At 60.9% G+C, this 24173-nt stretch carries 17 protein-coding genes; 10 read left to right on the top strand and 7 right to left on the bottom strand.

Features of this window, described 5'->3' with window-relative positions; genetic code table 11:
* Positions 1-29 precede the first annotated feature (29 nt).
* The 3 genes from ACP7B0_RS06060 to ptsP are packed head-to-tail and all read right to left on the bottom strand — an operon-like array spanning position 30 to position 5600.
* A complete protein-coding gene (locus ACP7B0_RS06060) occupies positions 30-1772 on the bottom strand; it encodes a PTS fructose-like transporter subunit IIB (RefSeq protein WP_426140135.1) in 1743 nt (580 codons plus the stop codon).
* Between the two features lie 13 nt (positions 1773-1785).
* Complete coding sequence (gene pfkB, locus ACP7B0_RS06055) at positions 1786-2727, bottom strand: 1-phosphofructokinase (protein ID WP_426140134.1); 942 nt, start codon at positions 2725-2727, stop codon at positions 1786-1788.
* Entirely contained in the window at positions 2727-5600 is a 2874-nt protein-coding gene (gene ptsP, locus ACP7B0_RS06050; protein WP_426140133.1) for a phosphoenolpyruvate--protein phosphotransferase, read from the bottom strand. Before ptsP ends, pfkB begins: the two co-directional genes overlap by 1 nt.
* Before the next feature lie 347 nt (positions 5601-5947).
* On the opposite strand from ptsP, the gene cra reads away from it, so the two are divergent.
* Both cra and ACP7B0_RS06040 read left to right on the top strand, forming a co-directional pair.
* Positions 5948-6943, top strand: a complete 996-nt coding sequence (gene cra / locus ACP7B0_RS06045; RefSeq protein ID WP_426140132.1) for a catabolite repressor/activator — start codon at positions 5948-5950, stop codon at positions 6941-6943.
* Positions 6940-7725, top strand: coding sequence for a TatD family hydrolase (locus ACP7B0_RS06040; protein ID WP_426140840.1), 786 nt, complete (start codon positions 6940-6942; stop codon positions 7723-7725). Before cra ends, ACP7B0_RS06040 begins: the two co-directional genes overlap by 4 nt.
* 34 nt (positions 7726-7759) lie before the next feature.
* Here the strand turns inward: ACP7B0_RS06040 and ampE are convergent, their stop codons facing one another.
* From ampE to ACP7B0_RS06025, 3 genes are all read right to left on the bottom strand, one after another.
* On the bottom strand, positions 7760-8596 hold the full coding sequence (ampE, locus tag ACP7B0_RS06035) for a regulatory signaling modulator protein AmpE (protein WP_426140129.1): 837 nt from the start codon (positions 8594-8596) through the stop codon (positions 7760-7762).
* Positions 8593-9159 (bottom strand): 1,6-anhydro-N-acetylmuramyl-L-alanine amidase AmpD, encoded by a 567-nt coding sequence (ampD, locus tag ACP7B0_RS06030; protein ID WP_426140128.1) that lies wholly within the window; start codon positions 9157-9159, stop codon positions 8593-8595. The genes ampE and ampD overlap by 4 nt, the downstream gene beginning before the upstream one ends.
* A 519-nt stretch (positions 9160-9678) precedes the next feature.
* Positions 9679-11925, bottom strand: a complete 2247-nt coding sequence (locus ACP7B0_RS06025; RefSeq protein WP_426140127.1) for a DUF1631 domain-containing protein — start codon at positions 11923-11925, stop codon at positions 9679-9681.
* 341 nt (positions 11926-12266) lie between these two features.
* Here ACP7B0_RS06025 and nadC point away from each other — a divergent pair, with 341 nt between their 5' ends.
* The 8 genes from nadC (at position 12267) to ACP7B0_RS05985 (ending at position 23007) form a co-directional block, all read left to right on the top strand.
* Positions 12267-13115, top strand: coding sequence for a carboxylating nicotinate-nucleotide diphosphorylase (nadC, locus tag ACP7B0_RS06020; RefSeq protein WP_426140126.1), 849 nt, complete (start codon positions 12267-12269; stop codon positions 13113-13115).
* Positions 13116-13818: 703 nt separating this feature from the next.
* Entirely contained in the window at positions 13819-14973 is a 1155-nt protein-coding gene (locus ACP7B0_RS06015) for an outer membrane beta-barrel protein (protein WP_426140125.1), read from the top strand.
* Between the two features lie 82 nt (positions 14974-15055).
* Positions 15056-15583, top strand: coding sequence for a polysaccharide biosynthesis/export family protein (locus tag ACP7B0_RS06010; RefSeq protein ID WP_426140124.1), 528 nt, complete (start codon positions 15056-15058; stop codon positions 15581-15583).
* 1 nt (position 15584) lies between these two features.
* Positions 15585-17804: a GumC family protein gene (locus ACP7B0_RS06005; RefSeq protein ID WP_426140122.1), complete on the top strand. Its 2220-nt coding sequence runs from the start codon at positions 15585-15587 to the stop codon at positions 17802-17804.
* A 139-nt stretch (positions 17805-17943) separates the two neighbouring features.
* Positions 17944-19329, top strand: coding sequence for an undecaprenyl-phosphate glucose phosphotransferase (locus ACP7B0_RS06000; RefSeq protein WP_426140121.1), 1386 nt, complete (start codon positions 17944-17946; stop codon positions 19327-19329).
* An 18-nt stretch (positions 19330-19347) separates the two neighbouring features.
* Positions 19348-20727 carry a lipopolysaccharide biosynthesis protein gene (locus ACP7B0_RS05995; RefSeq protein ID WP_426140120.1) on the top strand — a complete coding sequence of 460 codons (1380 nt, stop codon included), beginning with the start codon at positions 19348-19350 and terminating at the stop codon, positions 20725-20727.
* Between the two features lie 7 nt (positions 20728-20734).
* The gene (locus tag ACP7B0_RS05990) at positions 20735-21682 is read left to right on the top strand and encodes a glycosyltransferase family 2 protein (protein ID WP_426140119.1); all 948 of its coding nucleotides are present in this window, start codon (positions 20735-20737) and stop codon (positions 21680-21682) included.
* A gap of 38 nt (positions 21683-21720) precedes the next feature.
* Positions 21721-23007: a hypothetical protein gene (locus ACP7B0_RS05985; RefSeq protein WP_426140118.1), complete on the top strand. Its 1287-nt coding sequence runs from the start codon at positions 21721-21723 to the stop codon at positions 23005-23007.
* Here ACP7B0_RS05985 and ACP7B0_RS05980 read toward each other — a convergent pair.
* Positions 23004-24107, bottom strand: a complete 1104-nt coding sequence (locus ACP7B0_RS05980) for a glycoside hydrolase family 5 protein (RefSeq protein ID WP_426140117.1) — start codon at positions 24105-24107, stop codon at positions 23004-23006. The genes ACP7B0_RS05985 and ACP7B0_RS05980 overlap by 4 nt on opposite strands.
* Positions 24108-24173 lie beyond the last annotated feature (66 nt).

The raw sequence follows: 24173 nt of genomic DNA, 5'->3' as shown, positions 1-24173 counted from the left end.
TAAACCCGGTCCCACATCAACGTCCCGGCTTAAGCGGTAGCGGGCACAACCTCCATCTCCACGGCCTCTGGTCGTTTGAGCAGCGCATACGCCACGCCAGTCAGCACACTGCCCGCGACAATCGCCAGCAAGTACAGCAACGCGTGGTTGATGGCATTGGGGATCAGCATCACGAACAGACCGCCGTGGGGCGCCATCAGTTTGCAGCCGAAATACATCGACAGCGCACCGGTCAGCGCGCCGCCCGCAATGCTGCACGGGATCACCCGCAACGGGTCCTTGGCAGCAAACGGGATCGCGCCTTCAGAGATAAAACACAGCCCCAGCACAAACGCCGCCTTGCCAGCCTCGCGCTCGCTTTGTGCGAACTTGCGACGGGCGATAAAACTGGCGATGCCCATACCGATGGGCGGCACCATGCCAGCGGCCATGGCGGCCGCCATCGGGGCGTAACTTTGCGAAGCCAGCAGCCCCACCGAAAAGGCGTAGGAGGCCTTGTTGATCGGGCCGCCCAGATCGACGCACATCATCGCGCCCAGCACGACACCCAGCAAAATCGCGTTGGTGGTGCCCATGCTGTCGAGGAAGTGGGTCAGGCTTTCCAGCAAGCCCGCCACCGGTTTGCCGACCACGTAAATCATCACCAGGCCGGTAAACAGACTCGACAGCAACGGGATGATCAGAATCGGCTTGAGGGCTTCGACACTGGCAGGCAAACGCACGTAACGGGCGACCGCCCACGCGCTGTAACCGGCAATGAAACCGGCTGCGATACCGCCGATAAAGCCCGCGCCCAGCGTACTGGCCAGCAGCCCGCCGATCATCCCCGGCGCCAGACCGGGACGGTCAGCGATGGAATAGGCGATGTAACCCGCCAGCAACGGCACCATCAGTTTGAACGCGGCATCGCCGCCGATCTGCATCAGCGCCGCTGCCAGCGTGCCCTGTTCCTTGAACGCGGTGATGCCGAACACGAACGACAGGGCGATCAACAAACCACCCGCCACCACCATGGGCAGCATGTACGAAACGCCCGTCAGCAAATGCTTGTAGACGCCGGTTTTTTCCTGCTTGGACGGTGCTTTGGTGGCGCCGCCCGTGGATTCGACCTGCCCTTCGGCCAAGGCCTTTTTCAGCGTGGCTTCGGCTTGTTTGAGGGCAATCCCGGTGCCGCAACGGTAAATCCGCTTGCCCGCAAACCGGTCGGTATTGACGTCGATATCAGCGGCCAGCAACACCACATCGGCGTCAGCAATCACCTGGTCGCCCAAGGGATTACGCGCACCCACCGAACCCTGGGTTTCGACCTGCAACTCATAACCCAGACGCTTGGCCGCCTGTTGAATGGCTTCGGCCGCCATGAACGTATGGGCCACGCCAGTGGGGCACGCCGTGACCGCGACAATGCGCGGGGCACGGGTGGAATCGGGCGCGGTGGCGACCGGTTCAGCCTCGGAGGCGACATGAACCGTGGCCTGCTCGGACGCACGGCGCAGGAAGTCGTCGACATCCTGCAACGCATGGGCTGGCGTGCTCTGGAACACACGCTTGCCGACAAAACGGCTCAGGTCCACAGGCCCGGTGTTGACCACCAGCACCCAATCGGCGGCTTCGATATCCGCAGCCGAAAGCTGCTTTTCCGGATGGCTCGGGTCATGCACCTCGACGCTGGTGGCCCAACCCTGACGCTGAGCGGCAGCGTCCAGCAAACGAGCACTGAGAACGCTGCTGACCTTGCCGTTCGGGCAGGCCGTCACAATGGCTAACTTCATCACGAATCCTCTCTTATTGTTCTGCCAGAGTGCGCACGGTGACGCCGCTTTCAAGTCGTTTGAGCTGCGCGGCATCGTTGATGCCGAAGCCGATCTGGGTCACCGCCATGGCCGCAATCGCGGTGGCGGTGCGCAGGGTTTGTTGGGGCGAATGGCCGCTGAGCAGGCCGTGAACCATGCCCGCCAGCAGCGAATCACCGGCACCGACGGTGCTGGCGACGGTGACTTTCGGCGGCATGGATTGCAGTGCGCTGCCGGAACTGAACCAGTGCACGCCTTCGGAGCCTTGGGAAATCACCACGTGTTCGATGCCTTTGGCGCGCAGGCCGGCGGCGGCTTCGGACTGGGCAGCGATGGAAATGATCGGGGCGTCCAGCGCGTCGGCCAGCTCTTCCGTGTTGGGTTTGATCAACCACGGGCCAGCGGCCAGCCCGGCGCGCAACGCCAGGCCGCTGCTGTCCAGGGCGATTTTCAGACCCAGGCCTTTGAGGCACACCAGGAGTTTGTGCAGCCATTCAGGGCTGACGCCACGGGGCAAACTGCCGGCCACGACGACGGCATCAAACCCTGAGGCGATCTGTTCGATCCGGGCATACAGCGCTTGCTGTGCGTCTTCGCTCACCATCGGGCCGGGGCCGTTCAGGTCGGTCACGCGCCCACTGTGCTCGGCCAGCTTGATGTTGCTACGGGTCTCCCCCGGCACCCGGACGAACTCGTCGACGAAACCGCGACGGGCAAACAGCGCCTCGAAGGGCTGCTGGTTATCGATGCCGAGAAACCCCGCCACCGTCAGTTGATGACCCAGATCGGCCAGCACTTGCGCCACATTCAAGCCCTTGCCCGCCGCGTGGGTGAGCATGGCGTCGCTGCGATTGACCTGCCCCAGTTGCAAGGGGCCCAACTGGACGGTCAGGTCCAGCGCCGGGTTCATGGTCAGGGTAAGAATCTTCGCCATTACAAGGCCTCCACGAGCGCGCGAACTTCGCTGGCGCTGCCTAGGGTCAGCGCGGTTTGCGCCAGGTGTTGCGCGGTCGTCAAGGTCAGTTCACGTACGCAGGCTTTGACCTCGGCGATGCTGCGCGCCGAAACGCTCAACTCGTCGACGCCCAGGCCCACGAGTACGGGAACCGCCAGCGGATCAGCCGCCAGTTCGCCACAGATACCGACCCATTTGCCATTGGCATGGGCCGCACGCACGGTGATGTCGATCAGTTGCAGGACCGCCGGGTGCAAGCCATCGGCCTGGGCCGAGAGCGTGGGGTGGCCACGGTCGATGGCCATGGTGTATTGCGTCAGATCGTTGGTGCCGATGCTGAAGAAGTCCACTTCCTTGGCCAGCACCGGGGCCAGCAAGGCCGCCGAAGGCACTTCGATCATGATGCCGATCTGCAGATCCGGAACCGGAATCTCTTCCAGAAGACGTAAGGTCATGTCCCGGGCCTGGCGCCATTCTTCAACGGTGCCGACCATGGGGAACATGATGCGCAGCGGACGGTCATCGGCGGCACGCAGCAAAGCGCGCAACTGGCTTTCCATGACATCGGGACGCTGCAGGGTCAGACGAATGCCGCGCACCCCAAGGAACGGGTTTTCTTCCTTGTCGATGGGCCAGTACGGCAGCGGTTTGTCGCCGCCCACGTCCAGAGTGCGCACCACCAGCGGCCGACCTTGCAGGTCGTCCAGCACGCGGCGGTATTCGGCTTCCTGGGTCGCTTCATCCGGCGCTTGGGAATGAGCCATGAACAGCAACTCGGTACGCAGCAGGCCAATGCCTTCCGCGCCTTGAGCCACCGCCGCGGGCGTGCCCGCGCTGTCGCCGATATTGGCCGCAACCTCAACGGCATGGCCGTCGCGAGTCACCGCCGGGTCCATACGTTTTTCAGCAGCCGCTTGCAGGCGCTGCTCGCGGGTGTCGCGGTCCACGGCGGCGCGTTGCAAGGTAGCGGTATCCGGCGCGACGGTCAGGCGGCCTTTCTGGCCGTCGAGCAACAGCACCGTACCCGGCTTGATCATCAGCACGGATTCCCCCGCGCCCACCAGCGCCGGAATGCCGAGGGCGCGAGCGACGATGGCGCTGTGCGCTGTCGCCCCGCCACGGGCCGTCAGGATCCCCGCCACGTGCTCCGGGTCCAGACGCGCCACATCAGACGGGCCGACTTCGTCCATGACCAGAATGTAGGGTTCATCCGGCGCCGCCACGGTTTCAATGCCGCAAATCTGCGCCAGCACCCGACGCCCCACATCCCGCAGATCCGCGGCACGCTCGGCCAGCAGCGCATCGTGCAACTGCTCCTGCTGACGCGCAGCGCTGTCAATCACGCTGGCCCACGCCGCTGCGGCGCTTTCGCCTTGCTTGAGGCGCAAGGTGACTTCGCTGCTCAGCTCAGGGTCATCGAGCATTTCCTGGTGCGTGATGAAAATCTCGCGAATGGCTTTGGCGGTGCTGCGTTGAATAAGGCCTTCAATGTCACTGCGCACTTCGGCCAGGGCGCTTTGCAAGCGCTCCTGCTCAATGGCCACCGACTCGCCAAGCGCCGGGTACTCAAACGCTTGCAGCACCTGAATATGCGCAGGGCCGATGGCAATACCTGGCGAAGCAGGTACGGCCTGAAGCTGGCTGCCGTCCAAGGGAGCGGTAGCCACTTTGCTGCTCACGGCTTCAGGCGTCGTGGGTGCCGAAGCTGAAGCTGAAGCAACTGGCAGCGGCTCGATCTCTTCCCCCAGCCCTTCCAGCACAGCCGCCAACAAAGCGGGCAGCGCGTCGGCGGCAATGCTCGGTTCAGCGATGAATTCCAGCGTCTGACCACGACGCGCACCGAGGCTGAGCAACTTGCTCAAGCTCTTGACCGACACGGCGCTTTCGCCGGTTTCCACCACGCGCACGCGAATTTCACCTTCGAAACCCTTGGCCAGTTGCGCCAGGATCTTCGCCGGACGGGCATGCAAGCCGTGGGCGTTCGCCAGTGGCACACGCTGGGTCGGCCATTGCGCTGGCAACTCGCCGCCCAATGCTTCCAGTACCGCACGGCTGCTGGTGGCCTGGCCCAGTTCATGGCCGCGCCCTTCGATGAGCAGCGAGCACAGACGCTCGAGCAATGCCTGATGGGCCTCACCCAGGCTGGCCAGACAGAACAGACCGGTGAGCGGCTGCCCCAGATAGCGAATAGGCTTGTCCGGCGTGACAAACGCCAAGCCAGGACGTTTGACCGTCTGCTCGCTGTGCAGCCACCACAACCCGTCGCCCAATGGCAGGGCTTCGACTTGTTGCAGGACAGCGGCGAACCCGTTGCTGACACATTCAGCCTTGCGCAGCAGCCGGGCGCCGCGCCAGACCAACTCCTCAAAGTCGTCCGCCGAAACACCCAGGCTGATCAGTTGCGCATCAAGGGCCAGCTCTTGGGGGGCGCCTTGCAGCAATTGAAGCAGCGCTTCAGGGCTTGGTGCTTGACGCAAGGCTTCGCCCAGGTCCGTTTCGCCCAGCGCGCGGGTCAACAGTTGCAACAGACGCAGGTGTTCGTCGGACTTGGCGGCGATGCCGATGGCCAGGTACACCATTTGCCCGTCACCCCAATCCACCCCTTCGGGGAACTGCATCAGGCGAACGCCGGTAGCAAACACCAGATCGCGGGTTTCGGGTGTACCGTGAGGGATTGCGATACCTTGACCCAGAAACGTCGAACCTTGCTGTTCACGATTTTGCAGGCCCGACAAATAGCCGTCGGCGACCAGACCATCGGCGACCAGCAGGTCAGCCAGCAGCTTTAATGCGGCGGATTTATCCACAGCCGTCTGGGCCATGGAAATTTGCTCTACGGTAAGCTCGAGCATGCCTAACTCCTGTGCAGCGCGAAATAAGCGCCTGGATTCTTGTTTTAAGAACGATCATGAAACGGTTGATCGAGAGCTTAGGTGATGAAAACGGTAACCGTCTGACAACGTTTTTTACGTAATGGCAGCAATTCAGCTAAATTGGCTGAATCGTTTAATCTAGATAGCCCGGCACGTTACTTGATTATCCGCGCCGGTTGAAGCCCACCCGGTCTGAAGGCGGTGCCTGATGCAAAAAATAATGAGCCTTCACGGGTGGCCAAAGGTCTTCTGTCATGATGGGCCGTGATGGGCGAAAATCCCCCGAAGCCGCTTAGAAACGCTCAATAACAAAAGGAAGTCCAGCGTTGAAACTCAGTGATATCGCGCGTCTGGCCGGGTGTTCCGTGACCACCGCCAGTTACGTGATCAACGGCAAGGCCGAACAGCAGCGCATCAGCACCGCCACCGTCGAACGGGTGCAAGCGGTGGTCAAGGAGCACGGCTTCCGGCCCAACCCGCAAGCTGCCGGCCTACGCAGCCGCCACACGCGCACCTTGGGCTTCATCCTGCCCGACCTGGAAAACCCCAGCTACGCGCGCATTGCCAAACTGCTGGAGCAAGGTGCCAGAGCCCAAGGCTACCAATTGCTGATCGCCAGTTCTGACGACGATCCCATCAGCGAACTGCAATTGCTGCAGTTGTTTCGCGCCCGCCGATGTGACGCGCTGTTTGTCGCCAGTTGCCTGCCCGCCAGCGACGACAGTTATCGCGAATTGCAAAGCAAAGGCTTGCCGATCATCGCCATCGACCGGGAAATGGACCCGGCGCACTTCTGTTCGGTGGTCAGTGACGACCATGACGCCAGCCTGCGCCTGACCCAAAGCCTGCTGGCCACCCGGCCGGCTCACATTGCCCTGATCGGCGCCCGCCCGGAACTGGTCATCAGCCGCGCCCGCGCCGAGGGTTTCTCACACGCCCTTGAGGGCTTCGCGGGCACAGTCATGCTGGAGCAAGGCGAAGCCTTCAGTCGTCAATGCGGCCAACGGCTGATGAACGATGTGCTGGAGCGTCTGGGCCATTTCCCCGATGCATTGATCACCACCTCCTACGTGCTGCTGCAGGGGATATTCGACGTGCTGCAAAGCCATCCTGCGAACCCTGAACAGTTTCACCTCGGGACGTTTGGCGACACGCAACTGCTGGATTTCCTGCCGTTGCCGGTCAACGCCATGGCGCAACAGCATCAGGTCATCGCCAGCATGGCATTGGAGCTGGCGCTCGCTGCGGTTGAAAAAAATCAGTACGAACCGGGGGTTCACGCCATCGTGCGGACGTTCAAGCAACGCATTCACGGGGGCTGACCGTGACGTTGATCGACACCCATACGCACCTGGACTTCCCGGATTTCGATGCGGATCGGTCCGCTGTCCTCGCCCGGTGCGAGAAACTGGGCGTCGAGCGCATGGTGGTGCTGGGGGTTTATCAGCGTAACTGGCAACGTCTGTGGGATTTGACCTTGAGCAACCCCGCCGTACACGCGGCGTTTGGCCTGCACCCGGTGTACCTCAATGAGCATCGCCCGGAACATTTGACCGGGCTGGGCGACTGGCTGTCGCGCCTGCGGGGTCACCCGCAACTGTGCGCCGTGGGTGAAATCGGTCTGGATTACTACATCGAAACCCTTGACCGCCAGGCTCAGCAGCCGTTGTTCGAGGCCCAGTTGCAACTCGCGGCGGACTTCAACCTGCCAGCCCTGATCCACGTGCGACGCAGCCACGCCGACGTGATTGCCACCTTGAAGCGCTTCAGGCTCCAGCGATCCGGAATCATTCATGCCTTTGCCGGCAGCTACGAAGAAGCCCGGGAATACATCAAGCTGGGTTTCAAGCTCGGCCTTGGAGGTGCCGCCACCTGGCCACAGGCCTTGCGCATGCATCGGGTCATCGCCCAATTGCCACTGGATTCGGTGGTGCTGGAAACCGATGCGCCGGACATGGCACCCGCGATGTTCCCCGGCCAACGCAACAGCCCGGCGCACCTGCCGCAGATTTGTGCGGCACTGGCTGAATTAATGAATATTTCAGCCGGGCAACTGGCCGAGGCCAGCACGCGCAACGCGCGGGAGTTGTTTGGGTGGGCTTAGCTTCGCCCGGATCCCGCTGGCGCGAGGGTCGCGGTTATACAAGCAACGTCCATAAGGCAAACCCGGCGTACCAGACAATCGCGGCGCGGATCAGCAACTCCCAGAGCACGTCCAGGCTCGCCACACCTTCGGCGCCTATGACCGGCGCAGGCACGTCGCTGGCCACACAGCCGATTTTCGCGATCAGTTGAGCGGCACTGATGTTCCAGTTCAGCAACTCATGCAGCATCACCCGGCTGACAGACACGAAATTACCCACCAGCGCGAAGCTCGCCGCCAACAGGCGCACCGGCACCCAGTCGAAGGCATGCCGCAGTTGTCCGGCGGCATCGCGCAGGGGTGCGCCCTTGCCGTGTTCAGCCGCAAGCGCCAGCAGGCGATAAGCCAGCGCTGCCACCGGACCGAGCAGGAAATACCAGAAAATCACCGCAAAGAAGCTTTGATAGGCCTGCCACAACAGATGGCCCTGAACACCTTCAAGCAACTGTTCGCTGCTGTCGGCCTGCACCTGCATGTCACGCTCGGCCACATGCACGGCGGCCTGAACATCACCACGTCGGCAAGCGTCGCGGAACGGGCCCAGGGCGGCAATCAGATCGCCACGCCCCAGGCTGAAGATCAACACCAGCAAATGCACCGGCAAGGCCAGCCAGCCGTTGAACACCGAGCCCAGCACCACCAGCATCAATGCCAGCAGCACCACCGGCAGCAAGACCATCACACTGAGGATCACCCAGGGACGCGAGCCCAGGCGTGGATGTGATTCCAGCCGGGACAGCTCGCTCAACCATGGCCAGTCACGCTGCACGCGCTGACGCAGGGCGGAAAACTTTTCGATCCAGACCGCCAGCAGCAACACCAGAAAACTCATGACTCATTCCTCACTTCGTCCAGCAGGGCCGCCTGCAAGCGCGACCAGTCAAAATACGGCCCCGGATCGGTCTTGCGACCGGGTGCGATGTCGCTGTGTCCACAGATCCGCTCGGCAGTAATCGCCGGATACGCGGCCTGCAACTGTCGGGTCAATGCAATCAGCGCAGCATATTGCTCATTTGTGAACGGTTGATCATCCGTGCCTTCAAGCTCGATGCCAACGGAGAAATCATTACAGGTTTCCCGCCCCTGGAAACAGGACACACCGGCATGCCACGCCCGATCCAGACAGGATACAAACTGGATAACGTCCCCATCGCGCTCAATCAGAAAATGCGCTGATACGCGCAAATCGGCAATGCCCGCGAAATAGGGATGCTCGTCAACGTCCAGTTGATTCTGAAAAAAAGCCTGCACCTTGCCCGTCTTGAACTGCGCGGGGGGAAGGCTGATGTTATGGATCACCAGTAACGAGATTTCATTCGCCGGGCGCGAATTGAAATTGGGTGAGGGGCAATGCTGCACGCCTTGGCACCAACCGCTGGCAGGGTCCAGATGCATGAGTGTTCCTTGAACGGACAAATCGATAGCCGCAAGTATGCCCGCAGTGGGGGATGGTGTGGGGGAGTAATTGGGAACGCTGTCGTGACAGCGACGCAACGGTATTGAACGCAAATCCCGTTGGAGCGCGGCTTGCCCGCGAAGAGGCCGGTACACTCAACCGAGTGTTACGGATCATGAATCCCTTCGCGGGCAATCTTCCAACAGATAAGGAAACCACGACAAATAACCGCTGCCCGGATGTTCGTGGGACCGGCTTTGGCCGGGAAGGCTGCACCCTTGACGCAACAGAGGCAGCGAACATACCGGCCTTTTCCCGGCTAAAGCCGGTCCCACGGAGTTGAGAGATCCGCAACGCCCTATCACTCGCTGAAGACCCCTTCGCGGGCAAGCCTCGCTCCAACGTGGGAGCGCTGTCCTGGCGCAGAGATGCAACGGTATTGAACGCAAGCCTCGCTCCAACAGGTCGGTCGCGGGTGGGCAAGCCTCGTTTCAACAGATCATTCGGTAGTGCGGGAATCAGGCGCCTTTGAGCTTGCGCAGGTTGCCGATCACCGACTCCAGCGCCCGGTCGAACAGCAGCGCGTCGTCAAGCAGGCGAATGGCGCCGCGACGAAACTCCACCGCCAGCCCCATGCGGGTTTTTTCCAGCACCTTCATGCCGGTGCGATTGACGAATACGTAGCGCCCGCTGGGCTCGACGATCGCCGCCAGCTTGCAGCGCAGGCGGTGTTCTTCGTCTTCCTGGATCTCGACCCAGCAACCCAGACGCAGTTTGTCGACCTGTAACAACCCCGCGTCATCGTCCGGCAGGCGCAGAACCGGCTCACTGAGCAACTGCTCGCCGGGGGCCACGAGAACAATCTCCTCAACCACCTCGATCATCGACGGGCCGGACGAACCCTCGCCTTCAGCATCAAGGGAAAAACCGTCGCCGAGTTCGTCCTGCATTTTCGAGAAGTGCTGAAATGCCTGAACGTGCAGTGCTTCCAGCTGGCTGAAGAATTCACTGGTGGCAAAAGGATCGAACGCCGCGCTGGCCAGACCTTCGCGCAGGGCCTTGAGCAAACCGGGCACCAGATCCAACAGACGCTGGCGGGCCTGGGGCTCTTCGTGCAGCTCCACGCTCCAGATCAGATCGTCCATGGCGGCCAGCCCCGCTGCCCATTCGCTGGACTCATCGCCGTGCTTGAGGCAGGTCAGCAGCAGCACTTTGCTCCAGGCTTCCTGAAGCAAGCGCACCACCACCTCGGGCAAGGTCTTGCCCATCAGGCGGTCGTTGAGCTCATGCTGCACGCGCAGACGTGCCAGTTCGGCCCGGGCCCGCCCCTCTTCGGCGTCTCGAGTGCGTTGCTCGAGCAATTCGCTGCGCCGACGTTCGTCGCTGGTAAACGCCAGGAAATCCACCAGCAACTCGGAAAAAATCGCCGGATCGTCAACAAAATCATTAAGCAAACGCTGCACGATCTGCTCGACGCGGACATACAACGAGTCGCGCTGGTAGTCATCTCGACCACCCCAACCCAAGGCGGCGGAGGCAATTTCGTTAAGCAGGCGACGCGCAGGATGACTGCCACGACTGAAAAAGCTTTTGTCGAGCACGGCAACTTTGAGCATCGGGATCTGCAACCGCCCGATCAATGCGCGCAGGGACGACGGAAGATTGCGATCATCGAGGATGAACTCGAAAAGCATGGCAATCAGGTTGATCACGTCTTCGTCGCCGCCCCCCACCACCCGGAACTTGCCGCTTTTCACGCTGACGCGGGTCAGCAGCTGTTCGAGTTGATTGCGCAGGTCGAAATCGTCCTGCGCATCGGGCGTGGGCACGTATTGCTGCAAATGCGACAGCAACCGCAGCAGATCCTGACTGGAAATCGGCCGGGCTTCAGCATTGGGTTCATGGCGAGGGACCAGGTTGCCGCGAACCTGCAGGAGCAAATCCTGCAAGGCCGAGAACACTTCCTGAACGCCCTTGTCGAGTTTATCGGCCGCCTGCGCCAGCTCAGGGTCAGCCAGTTCGCTTGCGCGAGTAGGGCGAACGACGCGGTCTGTGGCACGACGGGCGGGCAACGCCTTGAGTTCAGGCAGCACGCCGGTAGCGATCAGTAATTGATTGGCTTCCAGGTACAAATCGTCGGCATTCGCCAAGACGTATTTTTCGAAGAGCTTGAGGACGATCAGCTTGACCTTGATCTCCACCCCCAGGCTACGACCGGCCTGCAGGAAGAAATCGCAGAGCATCGCGGGCCCCATGGGGTTGGAGTTGTCGCTCAACGGCTGGGTGATCAACTGGTTCAGGCGCGTGGTCAGCTGCCCGAGGGCAACGCCATCGCGGCTCAGAACCTTGGCGACCATGGCATCCACCGCGACGGTCTTTTCCAGGTCGTCGTTGTGCACCAGCGCCAGCTTGTCAAACGCCACAGCCGCCGGGATTGTCGGCTCGGTGATCTGATAGTGGCCAAGGCGCAGGAACGCTTCGTAAAACTTGTCGAGGAACGCCCGTTCGATGCTTTTGCGCTTCAAGCGCAGATCGCGCATCGCTTCGAAGAAGGTGTTCTGTTCAGTGTTGTTCTGCGCGCGGTCCGCCATCTCGAAAAGCGTGTCGTCGGCGTTATCGAACAGCGCCTGCAGCGCTTCCTTGAGCTGCTGCGCAGCCTTGTCCCTGACTTGCAGGAGCACAACCGGCAAGCGGGCCAGAGGCGAGTTAGCAGCCAGGTCAGGGGTCGCTTTGTTCAACGGCACAACCTTATCGTCGTTTTGCATCAAGCCCCCATGGAAAACAGCCGCTACCTCTTCGCAAACCAGGCTTTCGGGCCGGTCTACGCGGGCATGTTCGTTCTTACTGAAAAAACGTCAAAGTCATGACGTCAAATACAAGTCGGATTATCTTCAAAAGACGTTCGCGGCGCCAGCACCGGTTTAACCGTTTTTAACAAAAATGGATTGACCATTACGCCATAGACCGCGAAAAAGCTGATCCATCGCAGTCCCTTGAAAAAAAAACCGACCAGCAGCAGCCACGCCCCTCGAACCCGAGCCTTCGACAGGTGGGTCACCGGGAAAACGTGCCTTATACTCGCGCCACTTTGTTAGTGGAGCCCGCTATGCCGAATTTACAACTCGCCACCCTGACTGCCGAAATCGAGGCCAACGTGCGCCGAGCGCTGCAGGAAGACGTCGGCAGTGGCGACATCACTGCCCAACTCATCCCGGCAGAGCGACTGGCCAAGGCCTCGGTCATCTCCCGGGATGCCGCAGTCATCGCCGGGACCGCATGGGTCGATGCCGTATTCCGCCAGGTGGACCCGCGTGTCGCCGTGCACTGGCAGGTTGTGGACGGTGACCGGGTCCAGCCGGACCAGATACTGTTTCATCTGGAAGGCCCGGCTCGTTCGTTGCTGACCGGTGAACGCAGCGCATTGAACTTCCTGCAAATGCTATCGGGCGTCGCCACCAAGGCACAACATTACGCCGATAAAGTGACAGGTACTCAGGTCCAGTTGCTGGACACGCGCAAAACCCTGCCGGGCCTGCGGATGGCGCAGAAATACGCGGTCACCTGCGGCGGCTGTCACAACCATCGCATCGGGCTGTTCGACGCGTTCCTGATCAAGGAAAACCACATCGCCGCCAGTGGCGGTATTGCAGAGGCCATCAGCGCCGCGCGCAAGATTGCGCTTGGCAAACCCGTGGAAATCGAAGTGGAAAACCTCGCTGAATTACGCCAGGCGCTGGATGCCGGAGCCGATATCGTCATGCTCGACGAATTGAGCCTGGAAGACATGCGTGAAGCGGTGGCGATCAATGCCGGTCGCGCCAAGCTGGAAGCCAGCGGCGGCATCAACGATCAGACGCTGCGGGTGGTTGCTGAAACGGGCGTGGATTACATTTCCATCGGTGCGCTGACCAAAGATGTCAAAGCCGTGGATCTGTCGATGCGTTTGAGCCTCTGAAAACGGTTGTTGCGACAATGTGCCGGAACGCGTTGAAACCGTAACGACAGGCACAGAAAGTAACGCAAACTTTCTGTGCTTTATAACTGCCGCACCCTGTGCACACTGGCAGATAATGAACGGCGCCGCATCAGGCGCCCCCACAACGAACACCGCGTGTTATAGAACCATTATTTATAGAATCGTAACGATTGACACTGACCGGGGTTCGACGATGTTCAATAAACTTACACCGTACTGATATAACAAAGTCTCGTTTTATAGAAGGCGCGTCTCTTCACCGCTCTGGCCGGGGTTGTCAGCACTCCGTCATTGGATTTCCTTATCTGCATCGGGCAAATCCATTTACCCTTTCAATATTAACCCCACCCACACTACCGTTTGTCACTGCACACACGGGGGCGGTTGCGCCTGTCTTGTATTCCGAATATTTAATAGCACTCCGAAATTGTTATTACCCATGGCTGTAAGGTTTAGATCAATTAGAGTCTATTGCAGACTCGTGCGGTAGCGTACCTGTTAATCAGTCATTGCGCAGCATGACTGTTCCGGCGCTTAACGTACCTCGCTCACTTAACTACAGCGCCAGGCCTCAGCAACTTCCTCTGCCCGAAACCCTCAACGCGGTGAACATTTCATGACGCATAAGCGGCAATCACCCGCGTGCGTCGAAATGTGGGTGCGGCTCAAACGGATCATGCCCATGAACAGGCAAAACTGGCTGGTACTGCTTGTCCTTTCGCCATTTCCGCTTTCGGCCATGGCGGGTAAACCACAGAGTATTGAAGTCGGTGGTTTGCAGTTCACACCGACGCTTGAGGCGGGAGAACGTTATGACGATAACGTGCGCGCGCTCCACGAAGATGCCGTGTCGTCGTGGGTCACCTCACTGCGCCCGGTTTTCCTGCTGGAGGCCCAGACACGTAAAAGCGCCTATCAGCTTGAATATGCGGTGCACAGCGAAACCTTCCACGACCACACCGACGCCAATCACGTGGATCAACAGTTAGCGCTTCGGAGCGCGCTGGAATTTGATTCGCGCAACCGCTTGAAAGCTGAGCTGGGCTACAAACGCGCCGAAGAAACCACCGACACGGCCGACCCGCTGAAAAACGACAAATACACCTTGAAGAATGCCCTGCTGGGTTACAGCTTCGGCGTGCAAAGCGGCATGAATCAGATTGATCTCTCTGCGGAGTATCAGGAACTGCGCTACCGCAACAGCGGCACCCTCAACGAGGACAAGGAACACGATACCCAGGCGTTCGTCGCGACCTGGTATCACCGGCTTGGCGGGCGCACCCGAGGGTTGCTCGAACTGCGACGCAGCGACTATGACTACGTGCTCCCGGGCAGCACGCGCAACAGCACCGGCAGCGCGGCACTGATCGGCCTGAGCCGTGATGTCACCGCCAAAACCAGCGGCAGTCTGCGCGTCGGTTATGAACGCAAGGATTTCGACAGCGGCTCGGTCAGTGACCACAGCAGCCCGATGTGGGAAGTCGGCCTGGCATGGAAGCCGCGCACCTATTCCACATGGGAGCTGAACCTGCGCAAGGCGTTCGACGAGGGCGACGACGGTGCCAGCACGGTCCACACCACCAGCACTCGCCTGAGCTGGACACACCAATGGTCGGGCTGGATTTCATCGAAACTCGACTACCAGCACGCCGAGCGCGAATACCTGGGACTGAGCCGCGACGACACACTGGACAGCTACGGCGCCTCACTGATCTACGCCGTCAACCGCTGGGCAGAAGTCAGCCTCGGTTATCGCCGCTGGCATAACGACTCCAACGTCGTCGACGAACGCTATACCCGCAATGTCTACCTGCTGAGTTTCAACTTGAGCCTTTGAGCGCCCTGCCTGCCCATAACCCTCGCGCCGGACAGCGAGCCGCCTCTTCACATGGACCGTTTCAGTTGAAGGGAGATATCCCATGTCTTTAGGCCAGTTCTGCCGCATCGCGGTGTTGCTGACGGGCAGCTTCCCGGTATTTGCTGCGCCGCAGTACCAACTCAACTCAGGTGACATCCTGAAGATCAATGTCTTCGGTGAAACGGACCTCAGCTTCGCGGAAATCCGTCTGAATGATGCCGGTACTTTTTCATACCCCTTCCTCGGAGAGGTCAACGCCAAAGGCAGGACGCCCGGCGAAGTCGAAGCCTTGCTGACGGAAAAGCTCAAGGACGGCTATCTGGTTGCGCCCCGGGTTTCGGTGAGCGTGCTGGCGTACCGACCGTTCTATATCAGCGGGGAAGTGAAGCTGCCCGGCGGCTATCCGTTCGAGCCGGGCCTGACGCTGGACCGGGCGATTGCCCTGGCCGGCGGCCTCACCGAGCGTGCTTCGGATCGACGCATCTACATCGTGCGCGGTGCCGACCTGCGCCGCAGCAGCCAGAAAGCCAGCCTGAACACGCTGGTCGAGCCCGGCGACACCATCACCATTGAACAGGGGTTCTTCTGACATGGACGAGGTGACTTTAAGCAACCCAGGGCTGCCACAACGCTACGCCCCCATCGCTGACGACCGCGACTTCATCGACTCGCGCAATCTGGGCGCAATCCTGTGGGCTCATAAATGGCGTATTGCGGCTCTGGCGGCAGCCGCGACCCTGGCCGTCATACTGATGCTGCAAAACCTCACGCCGGTCTATCGGGCGACGGCGTCGCTGGTCATCGAGCCCAAGGGCGCTACGTTGATCAGCTTTCAACAACCCACCTACGATTCACCCAATGCGGCCGTGGACTACCTGCAGACTCAGATCACCCTGATCCAGAGCCGGGCAGTGGCCGAACGTGTCGTGCGCCAACTGGACCTGACCCGGCACCCCGAGTTTGATCCACGCCAGCGCCTGAGTCTGCTGCAAACGGTGCGCAAAGCGAGTGCACAGCTCTACCCTGCCGGATTCCCCGACAGTTGGCTTGAAGACCGCACCATGACCCCGACCGAGGTTTTCGATGCCACGGTCCAAGCCTTGATGAAGCGCAGCAGCGTCGCGGCCCAGGGCAAAAGTCAGCTGGTCAACATCAGCGTGACCCTGAACGACCGGGAAACCGCAGCGCTGGCGGCCAATGCACTGGCCCACGGCTACCTGGACAGCCGACTTGACGCGCAGATGAACGAGTCGTTGAACGCTTCAAAATGGATGAACAGCCGGATGGTCGAATTGCGCACGCAATTGCAGGAATCCGAAAACAAGCTGCAACGCTACCGCGATGCCGAAGGATTGGTGGACGTGGACGGCGTGGTCACACTCAGCGCCAACGAGCTGTCAAAAACCAGTGACCGGATGATCGACGCGCGTCGCCAGCGGGCTGAAGCGCAAAGCCAATACGCCCAGGTCAAGTCGATGCTGGGTTCCGGAAGCCTGGCCAATCTGTCCAGCGTGCCAGCGGTGATCAGCAACCCCGTGATCCAGCAATTTCAGGCCAACGAGGCGCAAGCCATGGCCAAGGTCGACGAGCTGTCGCGTCGCTATGGTGATCGCCATCCGAAGATGATCGCCGCCCGCTCGGACCTCGCCGCTGCCAGAGCCAGTCTGCGGGGGCAGGTGGACCAAGTGGTCGCCGGCCTCGAGCGCAATTACCAATTGGCACGGGCCAATGAAGAGGCGTTGCGCTCATCGGTCAACACCAGCCGGGCGCAGATTCAGGACATCTCCCGCAAAGAATTCAAACTGCGCGAACTGCAACGGGACGTGGACAGCAATCGCACCTTGTATGACACCTTCGTCACGCGGCTGCGCGAGACAACGGCCACGGCGGATATCGGCGTCAGCAATGCACGCATCGTCGACCCGGCCATCGTGCCCAGCGAACCCAGCGCACCGAACAAATCCTTGATTGCGTCCATCACCGCCATGCTGGCGCTGGCACTGGGTTGCGTGTTTTACCTGCTGCGCGACACCTTGCATAGCGGCTTCAAATCCGGCGAAGACATCGCCCGCAAACTCAACCTGCCGGTGCTCGGGCTGGTGCCGCTGCTGGAGAAGAAGAACCGCAAGAGCATTTCCCGGCAGTTTGAACGCAACGACGACGCAGGCTTCACCGAAGCCATCCGGACCTTGCGCACCGCCGTCATGCTGGGGGACACCCACAAACGGCGCGGCCTGTTGGTCATCACCTCGACCCTGCCCGGCGAAGGCAAGAGCGCCATCGCGGTCAACCTGGCCTTTGCGTTGGGGCAACTGGAACGCGTGCTGTTGATCGAAGCCGATCTGCGTCGGCCGAATCTGGCCCGCAATCTGGGCATGAATGCCGCACAGCCCGGCCTGGCCACGCTGATCAGCGGCCAGAGCAAGATCGATGCCTGCCTTCATCAGATCGGTCAGGTGGACATCCTGACCGCCGGCGAAGTACCGCCCAACCCGCTGGAACTGTTGGCCTCGGCCAACTTCGGGCGGTTCATCGAATGGGCGCGTCAGCATTACGACCGGATCATCCTCGATTCGCCGGCCAGTGACGCGGTCAGCGATGCTGCGGTGCTGTGCGCCATGGCCGACGCAGCGATTTATGTGATCAAGTCCGACAGCACACCCGCTGCGCTGGTCCAGCAATGCATCGAGCAACTCCTGCAAAACGGCGCCCCGCTGACGGGCGTGGTGCTCAATCAAATGACCCCGTTGAAAGGACGCCGGGGATACAGCCGGTATTACCGTTATCTGCCTCGTGAAACCACCCAATAGGCGCACCTGTGCCCTGTGCAGCCCGCGCGGCTGCGCACTTCATAGCCTGCGCATGCTGGCCACCGCATGCCTAGCATTTGACTCGCCGATCCTGAGGGCGAGCTGCTTCGCGATGCTCACTATCGAGGAGACATTCACCATGCTTGCTCAACGCCTGCACCCGTCGGTCAATCGACGCGGCCTGACTTTCTGGGCGCAATGGATCTGCGCCATGGGCCTGACAACACTCACGACGTGCGCCGTTGTCTATGACGCCATCGGCGCAGTGCCGTATGCCTACCGCGTGCTGATGATCATTGGCGTGCTCGGCTCTGTGCCGATTTACAGTTTGCTGCACATCTATCACAAGCGTTTCGGCTACGGGTCGGGCCTGCTGCGCCTGCTCGGCGGCTGGCTGCTGCTGGTCGCCGCGCTGTTTGGGGTGGCGCGGCTGTGCCTGGGGCAAGCCGATCTGGATGACGCCCTGCTGCTCAAGGTCGCGTGCACAGGTTACCTGGCTCAATGCCTGACCTACCTGCCCCTGCGCTATCTGGTCAGCCTGCACTCGCGCTGGCTGCGCCAGGAGCGCGTCTCGGTCATCATCGGCACCTGTCCCATGGCCTACGCCCTGGCGCAACAGCTACGCCCGCGCGTGCCCGTGCTCGGATTGGTGGCGACCGAACCCGGCGTCTCGTCCATCGAAGGGCAGCCCCCGGTTCTTTGTGAACTGGCGCGACTGCGCGAGCTGGTCGTCGGTGATCGTGTGCGGCGGGTTTACATCGCGCTTGCACTGAACATGATCACGCAGATCGAGGCCATCTACCAAAGCCTGCTGGACCTCAATGTGGATGTGGTGTGGGTGCCGGATTTCGGCAGCATGCTGCTGCTCAATCAGTCGGTGTCCCAGATCGAGCAGTTCCCGGCGATTTACCTGAACGAGACGCCACGCAGCTCACACCCTGCCGCCACCCTGGGCAAGGAAATGCTCGACCGCAGCCTGGCGCTGATCGCTCTGCTGGTGCTGCTGCCGGTCATGTCCGCGATTGCACTGGCGGTGAAGCTGTCATCACCGGGGCCGGTGTTTTTCCGCCAGCCAAGGCATGGCTGCAACGGCGAGGTGATTCAGGTCTGGAAATTTCGCTCGATGCGCGTGCATGAAGACACCCACGTGCAACAAGCCACCCGGAATGATCCACGGATCACGCCGGTGGGCGCTTTTCTGCGCCGCACTTCGCTGGACGAGTTGCCCCAACTGATCAACGTACTGCTCGGAGAAATGGCCCTGGTCGGGCCGCGTCCTCACGCCGTGGCTCACAACCAGTATTACGGCGCGAGAATCCTGGCCTACACCGCACGCCATCGCATCAAGCCCGGCATCACGGGCCTGGCTCAAGTCAGCGGCTGCCGAGGGGAAACCGAAACCCTGGAAAAAATGCAGGAACGCCTGGAAAAGGACCTGGACTACATCAATCACTGGTCGCTTTGGCTGGACATCAAGATCCTGCTCAAGACGCCGTTCACCCTGTTCTCGCGCAACATCTACTGAGTGCAGACGGAGGCGAACATGGCTGATCAGGAACCCGGCGGTGCCGTATTGCCAGGCCATGGCGGCTGGCGCGGTGTGTGGCAACAGGCGACACAAGCAAGGCTGCTGCGCAACATCGCCACTACGGTGTCCGGCAGTGCCGGAGCGCAGGCGATCAATCTGGCGCTGATCCCGGTGATCATGCGTATCTACGGACCTGAAGCGTTTGGCGTGGTGGGCACCTTCCTGAGCCTGACCATCATCCTGATCCCGGCCTGCGCGCTGACTTACCCCATGGCAATCGTCCTGCCCAAATGCGACACCGACGCCCGAGGCCTGGTCAGGCTCTCGTTGTGGGTGGCACTGGTCATCGCCAGCGTGTCAGCGTTGCTTCTGTATGTTCAGGGCCCGGCGATGGCCCGCGCCCTGGGCATCGATATGCTGATTCCCTATCTGATGCTGCTGCCGGTGGTGATGTTCAGCGCCGCCGTGCTGGAAATCACCCAGCAGTGGCTGTATCGAACCCAGCGTTTCAGCCTCACCGCTCGCGGCGCGACCCTGCATGCGCTGGTGTATAACGCCACGCGCAGTCTGGCGGGCCTGATCCAGGCTTCGGCGTCGGTGCTGGTGGTGACCAGCGCCTTGTACTACGTGATCCACAGCGCACTGCTGTTGCTGGGCATGACGTTCAAACCCGCGGCCAACGCGCAGGCCCCGACCGATCCCGCGCCCCCTGCGCACCTGACAACACTGGCCGCGCAGTACCGGGACTTCCCGTTGTTCCGCGCCCCGCAAGTGCTCATCAACGCCCTTTCCATCCACATGCCGACGCTGGTGCTGGCAGCGTCCTTCGGCGCGGTCTCGGCCGGTTTTTTTGCCCTGTGCCTGCAAGTGCTGAGCATGCCAAGCAACTTTGTCGGCAAGGCCGTTGGCAGTGTTTATTACCCGCGCATCACCCAGGCGATTCACGCCGACGAACCGGTGACCCACCTGTTGGCGCGCGGCGTCGCCGGCATGGCGCTGGTGGGGGCCGTGCCGTTCGCGGCCCTGGCGCTGGCCGGGCCATGGCTGTTCGGACTGGTCTTCGGCAACGCATGGGCGGCGGCAGGGGAATACGCGCGCTGGCTGGCGCTGGCCGAATTCGCCGGTTTTATTTCCGGCCCCTGCGCCGTGGCGATACCCGCGCTGAGCCTGCAGAAACGCTTTTTGCTGTTCGAGATCGTCAGCACGACGTTGCGGATCGTGGCCGTGCTGGCCAGTGCGCTGGTGCTCAAGAATCCCCTGGCAGTGGTGATGGCCTTCGCGGCCGCCAACACCGTCATCAACCTGTGCCTGATCATCATCGTCTTGTTCGAGGCGCGGCGCAGGCATCGACGTCACCCGCTCACCGCTCGCGATCTGCCGCCACCACCGGAGTAACCCGCACATGGACATGGATAACGTATGCGCGCTGATCCTTAACTGGAACGGCGCTGAACAGACCATCAACTGCGTAAGGTCCGTGGACGCCCACTGTGGGATTCCTCTGGTGGTCGTCGATAACCATTCCGAGGACAACGATTACCTGCGCCTGACCCACTATTTCAGCACCCGTGTCGATGGCGATACCTGGACAGGCACTGAAGACCAGATCCGTCAGCATCAAGACAGGCATCGCACTTGCCTGATCCGGAATGCGGACAACTATGGCTATGCCGGCGGCAATAACACAGGCATCGACTACCTGTTTCGCGCCGGCTACGACTATATCTGGCTGCTGAACAACGACATCACCGTCGAAGCCGGTGCATTGCAAGCGTTGCTGTCCGCTTTCGACAGCGATGCCGACTGCGGGTTTTGCGCGTCGATTCTGGTGTACGCCGATCACCCGGAGATCGTCCAGTGCGTAGGCGGCGGCCAGCTTTATCCCTGGCTCGGCAAAGCCCGACTGATCGGCAAGAACCTGAGCCGCGATGAACTGAGCCAGCAGTTGCCCAGGCTGCCCCGACCCGATTACCTGATGGGGGCGTCACTGCTGATCAAGCGCGATGTCATTCAACGCGTCGGCCCGATGGATGAACGCTACTTCATGTACTACGAAGAGGTGGACTGGCAACGCCGGGCCGCCCTGCAGGGTTTTACCTGTCACGTGGCCCCCCAAAGCTTTGCACGCCACGGCGACAGCGCCAGCACGCAGAACCGTAGCCATATGTTCCATTTCTACCGGAACCGGGCTGCCATCATGTACAACAAAAAATTTCACTCGATGCCCTACTCCCTGTTTTCGGCGCTGGCCCTGACGGCCATCACGGCCTTGCAGAACCGCCACAACCCGAAAAACATTCGTTACGGGATCAAGGGCATTACCCAGGGCCTGGCTTATTCGTGGCGTTGAAACGCACCGCTGTCGTGGGCATTGAAGGAGAACCGCCGATGATTACCCGACTCCGGGTCTATCGCGCCTTGCTATTGCTGGTGCTGTTTCTGAACTCGGCGTGCCTGTTCCTGACCGACGATAAAAAAGCCGGTATCGCGTACCTGCGTGAACTGTTCATCGTCGCGATCGTGCTGGCAGCCTTGGTTTTATTACTGACATGGCGCCGCGCACAGCAGTCCCGTGCGGGGCTGTGGGTGCTGTTTTTTGGCCTGGTATTGCCCCTGCTTTCCGCACTGCTGGCGGCGCTCAACTTCGGTCAGCCCATCGGCTTCGGGCTCCTGGAGGAGCGCCGCAGCTTTCTCTACCTGCTGTATTTCCCGGTGCTGTTTTTGCTGATCAAGGCGCGCCCCAGCCAGGAACAACTGGAAAAATTTCTGCTGGCCTGTGCCCTGGCCTGTGTTGCGATCGGTTACCTGTATTACTTCGGCGTCCTCCCGGAAAACAGCGACGTGAGTTTTACCGTCGATGAAAAGGATTACGGGATCAATCCTCTGAGGCCCAACCGCTTCAGCGTCGGCGCGCCGTATGTCAGTGCTTGCGCCTTCATGCTGATGTATCGCCTGAAAAGAGCCATGTCCTGGCTCGCCCTCGCTCTATTGCTGCTCTTCGCCTCCTATTTATGGCTGGTGCTTCAGACCCGCAACACCATGCTGATCTGGGCGCTGGCAGGCCTCTGGATTTTTCGCAGACGCGTCGGCCTGCTGGTCAAACTTGGCCTCCTTGTTGGCGCGGTGTTGTTGGCTGCCTTCTTCCTGGCACCGGACTTTTTCGCCGCACAACTGGACAGGTTCGACGCGCTGTTGTTCGAGGCCCAGGGACCGGGTGTGCGCAATATCACGACACAGATCGTGCTTGAGGAAGTGGCGCGCAACAGCCTGATGGGCATGGGCGCGTTGTCCTTGCAATGGCAAGGCGGTTTCTCACGGATGTACAACGCTTACTTCTATCTGTCGGACGTGGGCCTGCTCGGGGTTTACTACCGCTTCGGTTTTCTGACCCCGGCGATTGCGCTGATCTACTACTTGGGTTTTTTTCGACTCATGTCCTGGTGCCGGAAAAAAGGCGACTTGCTGAACGCCTTGCAACTGACGTTCTGGTTCAACGGGATCAACTTTCTGTTTTCCAACACCATCATGTATGGCGGGGAAATCACCGGTCTGTCCATTGCGGCATTCGTTTACTTCGCCCGCACGCAGGATACGGTGGCGGCCACGTCGCCCGACAAAAACGGATGGCCGCAGGGATCAGCAAGAAGGCACGTCTTCATGAACCGCCAGGGTTAACGCCGAGGCATCGTGCAGTGCGGTGTTGTCAGGTATTTCGCCAGCACCGGCCATTGCGGACGATCCCGCCCCCCCACCGGTTCGATAGACAGCGGATAATCACCCCACGCCGACCCCGCAGACCAATACGCCAGCGGCACACAGCGTTCCTGCAGATACGCCAGCAGACGATCCATGGCCTGCCCCCAGCGCGGATCGTCGGCCGGGAACCCGGCTTCGCCGATCTGGCCACGCTTGCCATGTTTCTCCAGCCACTCGACAAAAGGCTTGACCCTTTTCACGGCGATGTCCGGGTCGAACTGACGGCCCAGGGTTTTCTGATAACGCCCGCTGGCGTCCTCGTCAAAGTACAGGTGCGCGGAAAAGATCAGGTTGTTGGACGGGTCCTTCAGGTCCAGCAAGGCATCGTTGTGCTGCGGCCAGCGGGTGGCACTGGACCAGGACCTTCCTTCGATGATGATCGGGCGGTGCCAGTCATTGCCACGAATGGCAAAAATGCCCGCTTGCGCCGCTCGCGGCCAGTGCTCATCGGCTTCGTCGTGGGGCTCATTCATGATGTCGTAGGCGTGGAGCGCGCGAAAATCCCGCCAGCGCGCCGAGACGCGGTGCAGCAAGTCGCGATACGCCGGGATCGGTACGGCTTTGCTACCCAGCACTTCATTCTTGTAGCGCCCGAAATTATGCACATCCAGGGTGACTTTGATCCTGCGCCGTTCGGCCTGGATCAGCATCCTGTCGATCAGCGCGGCGTAGGTTTCATCCAGCTCCTCCCACAGGTTTGTCTGCAAACGCTCCCAGCGCAGGGGAAAGCGAATCGCCCGGATGCCCCGGGCTTGCCATTGGTCGAAATAATTGTCGTCCGGGAAGAAGTAATGGGTGCCGTTCTCCCCCGGCCAGACGCCCTCGGAAAACTCCGCACCCGACACATTGAGCAAGACCATCGGCACCTGCCTGGCCGCTTTTTGCGCCTGCACCTCCCAAGGCAACACACACAACACCATAACGAGCAGCAGCCCGCCCGCCCGGTGGATGCCTGTGTGCATCGCGTTCGATAACCCGGCAGTCAGCGCCGCCGCAACTGAGTCCAGTGAATCGAGCATGGTGAGCTGGCCCTCCTTGTTTCGCTGCCTGTGTGCACAGGCAGCAGGCAAGTACCCCCGGCAATC

The sequence above is a fragment of the Pseudomonas sp. DWP3-1-2 genome, from assembly GCF_049896285.1.
In the GTDB taxonomy this organism is placed as follows: Bacteria; Pseudomonadota; Gammaproteobacteria; order Pseudomonadales; family Pseudomonadaceae; genus Aquipseudomonas.
This window is presented reverse-complemented; position numbering and strand designations above follow the sequence as displayed.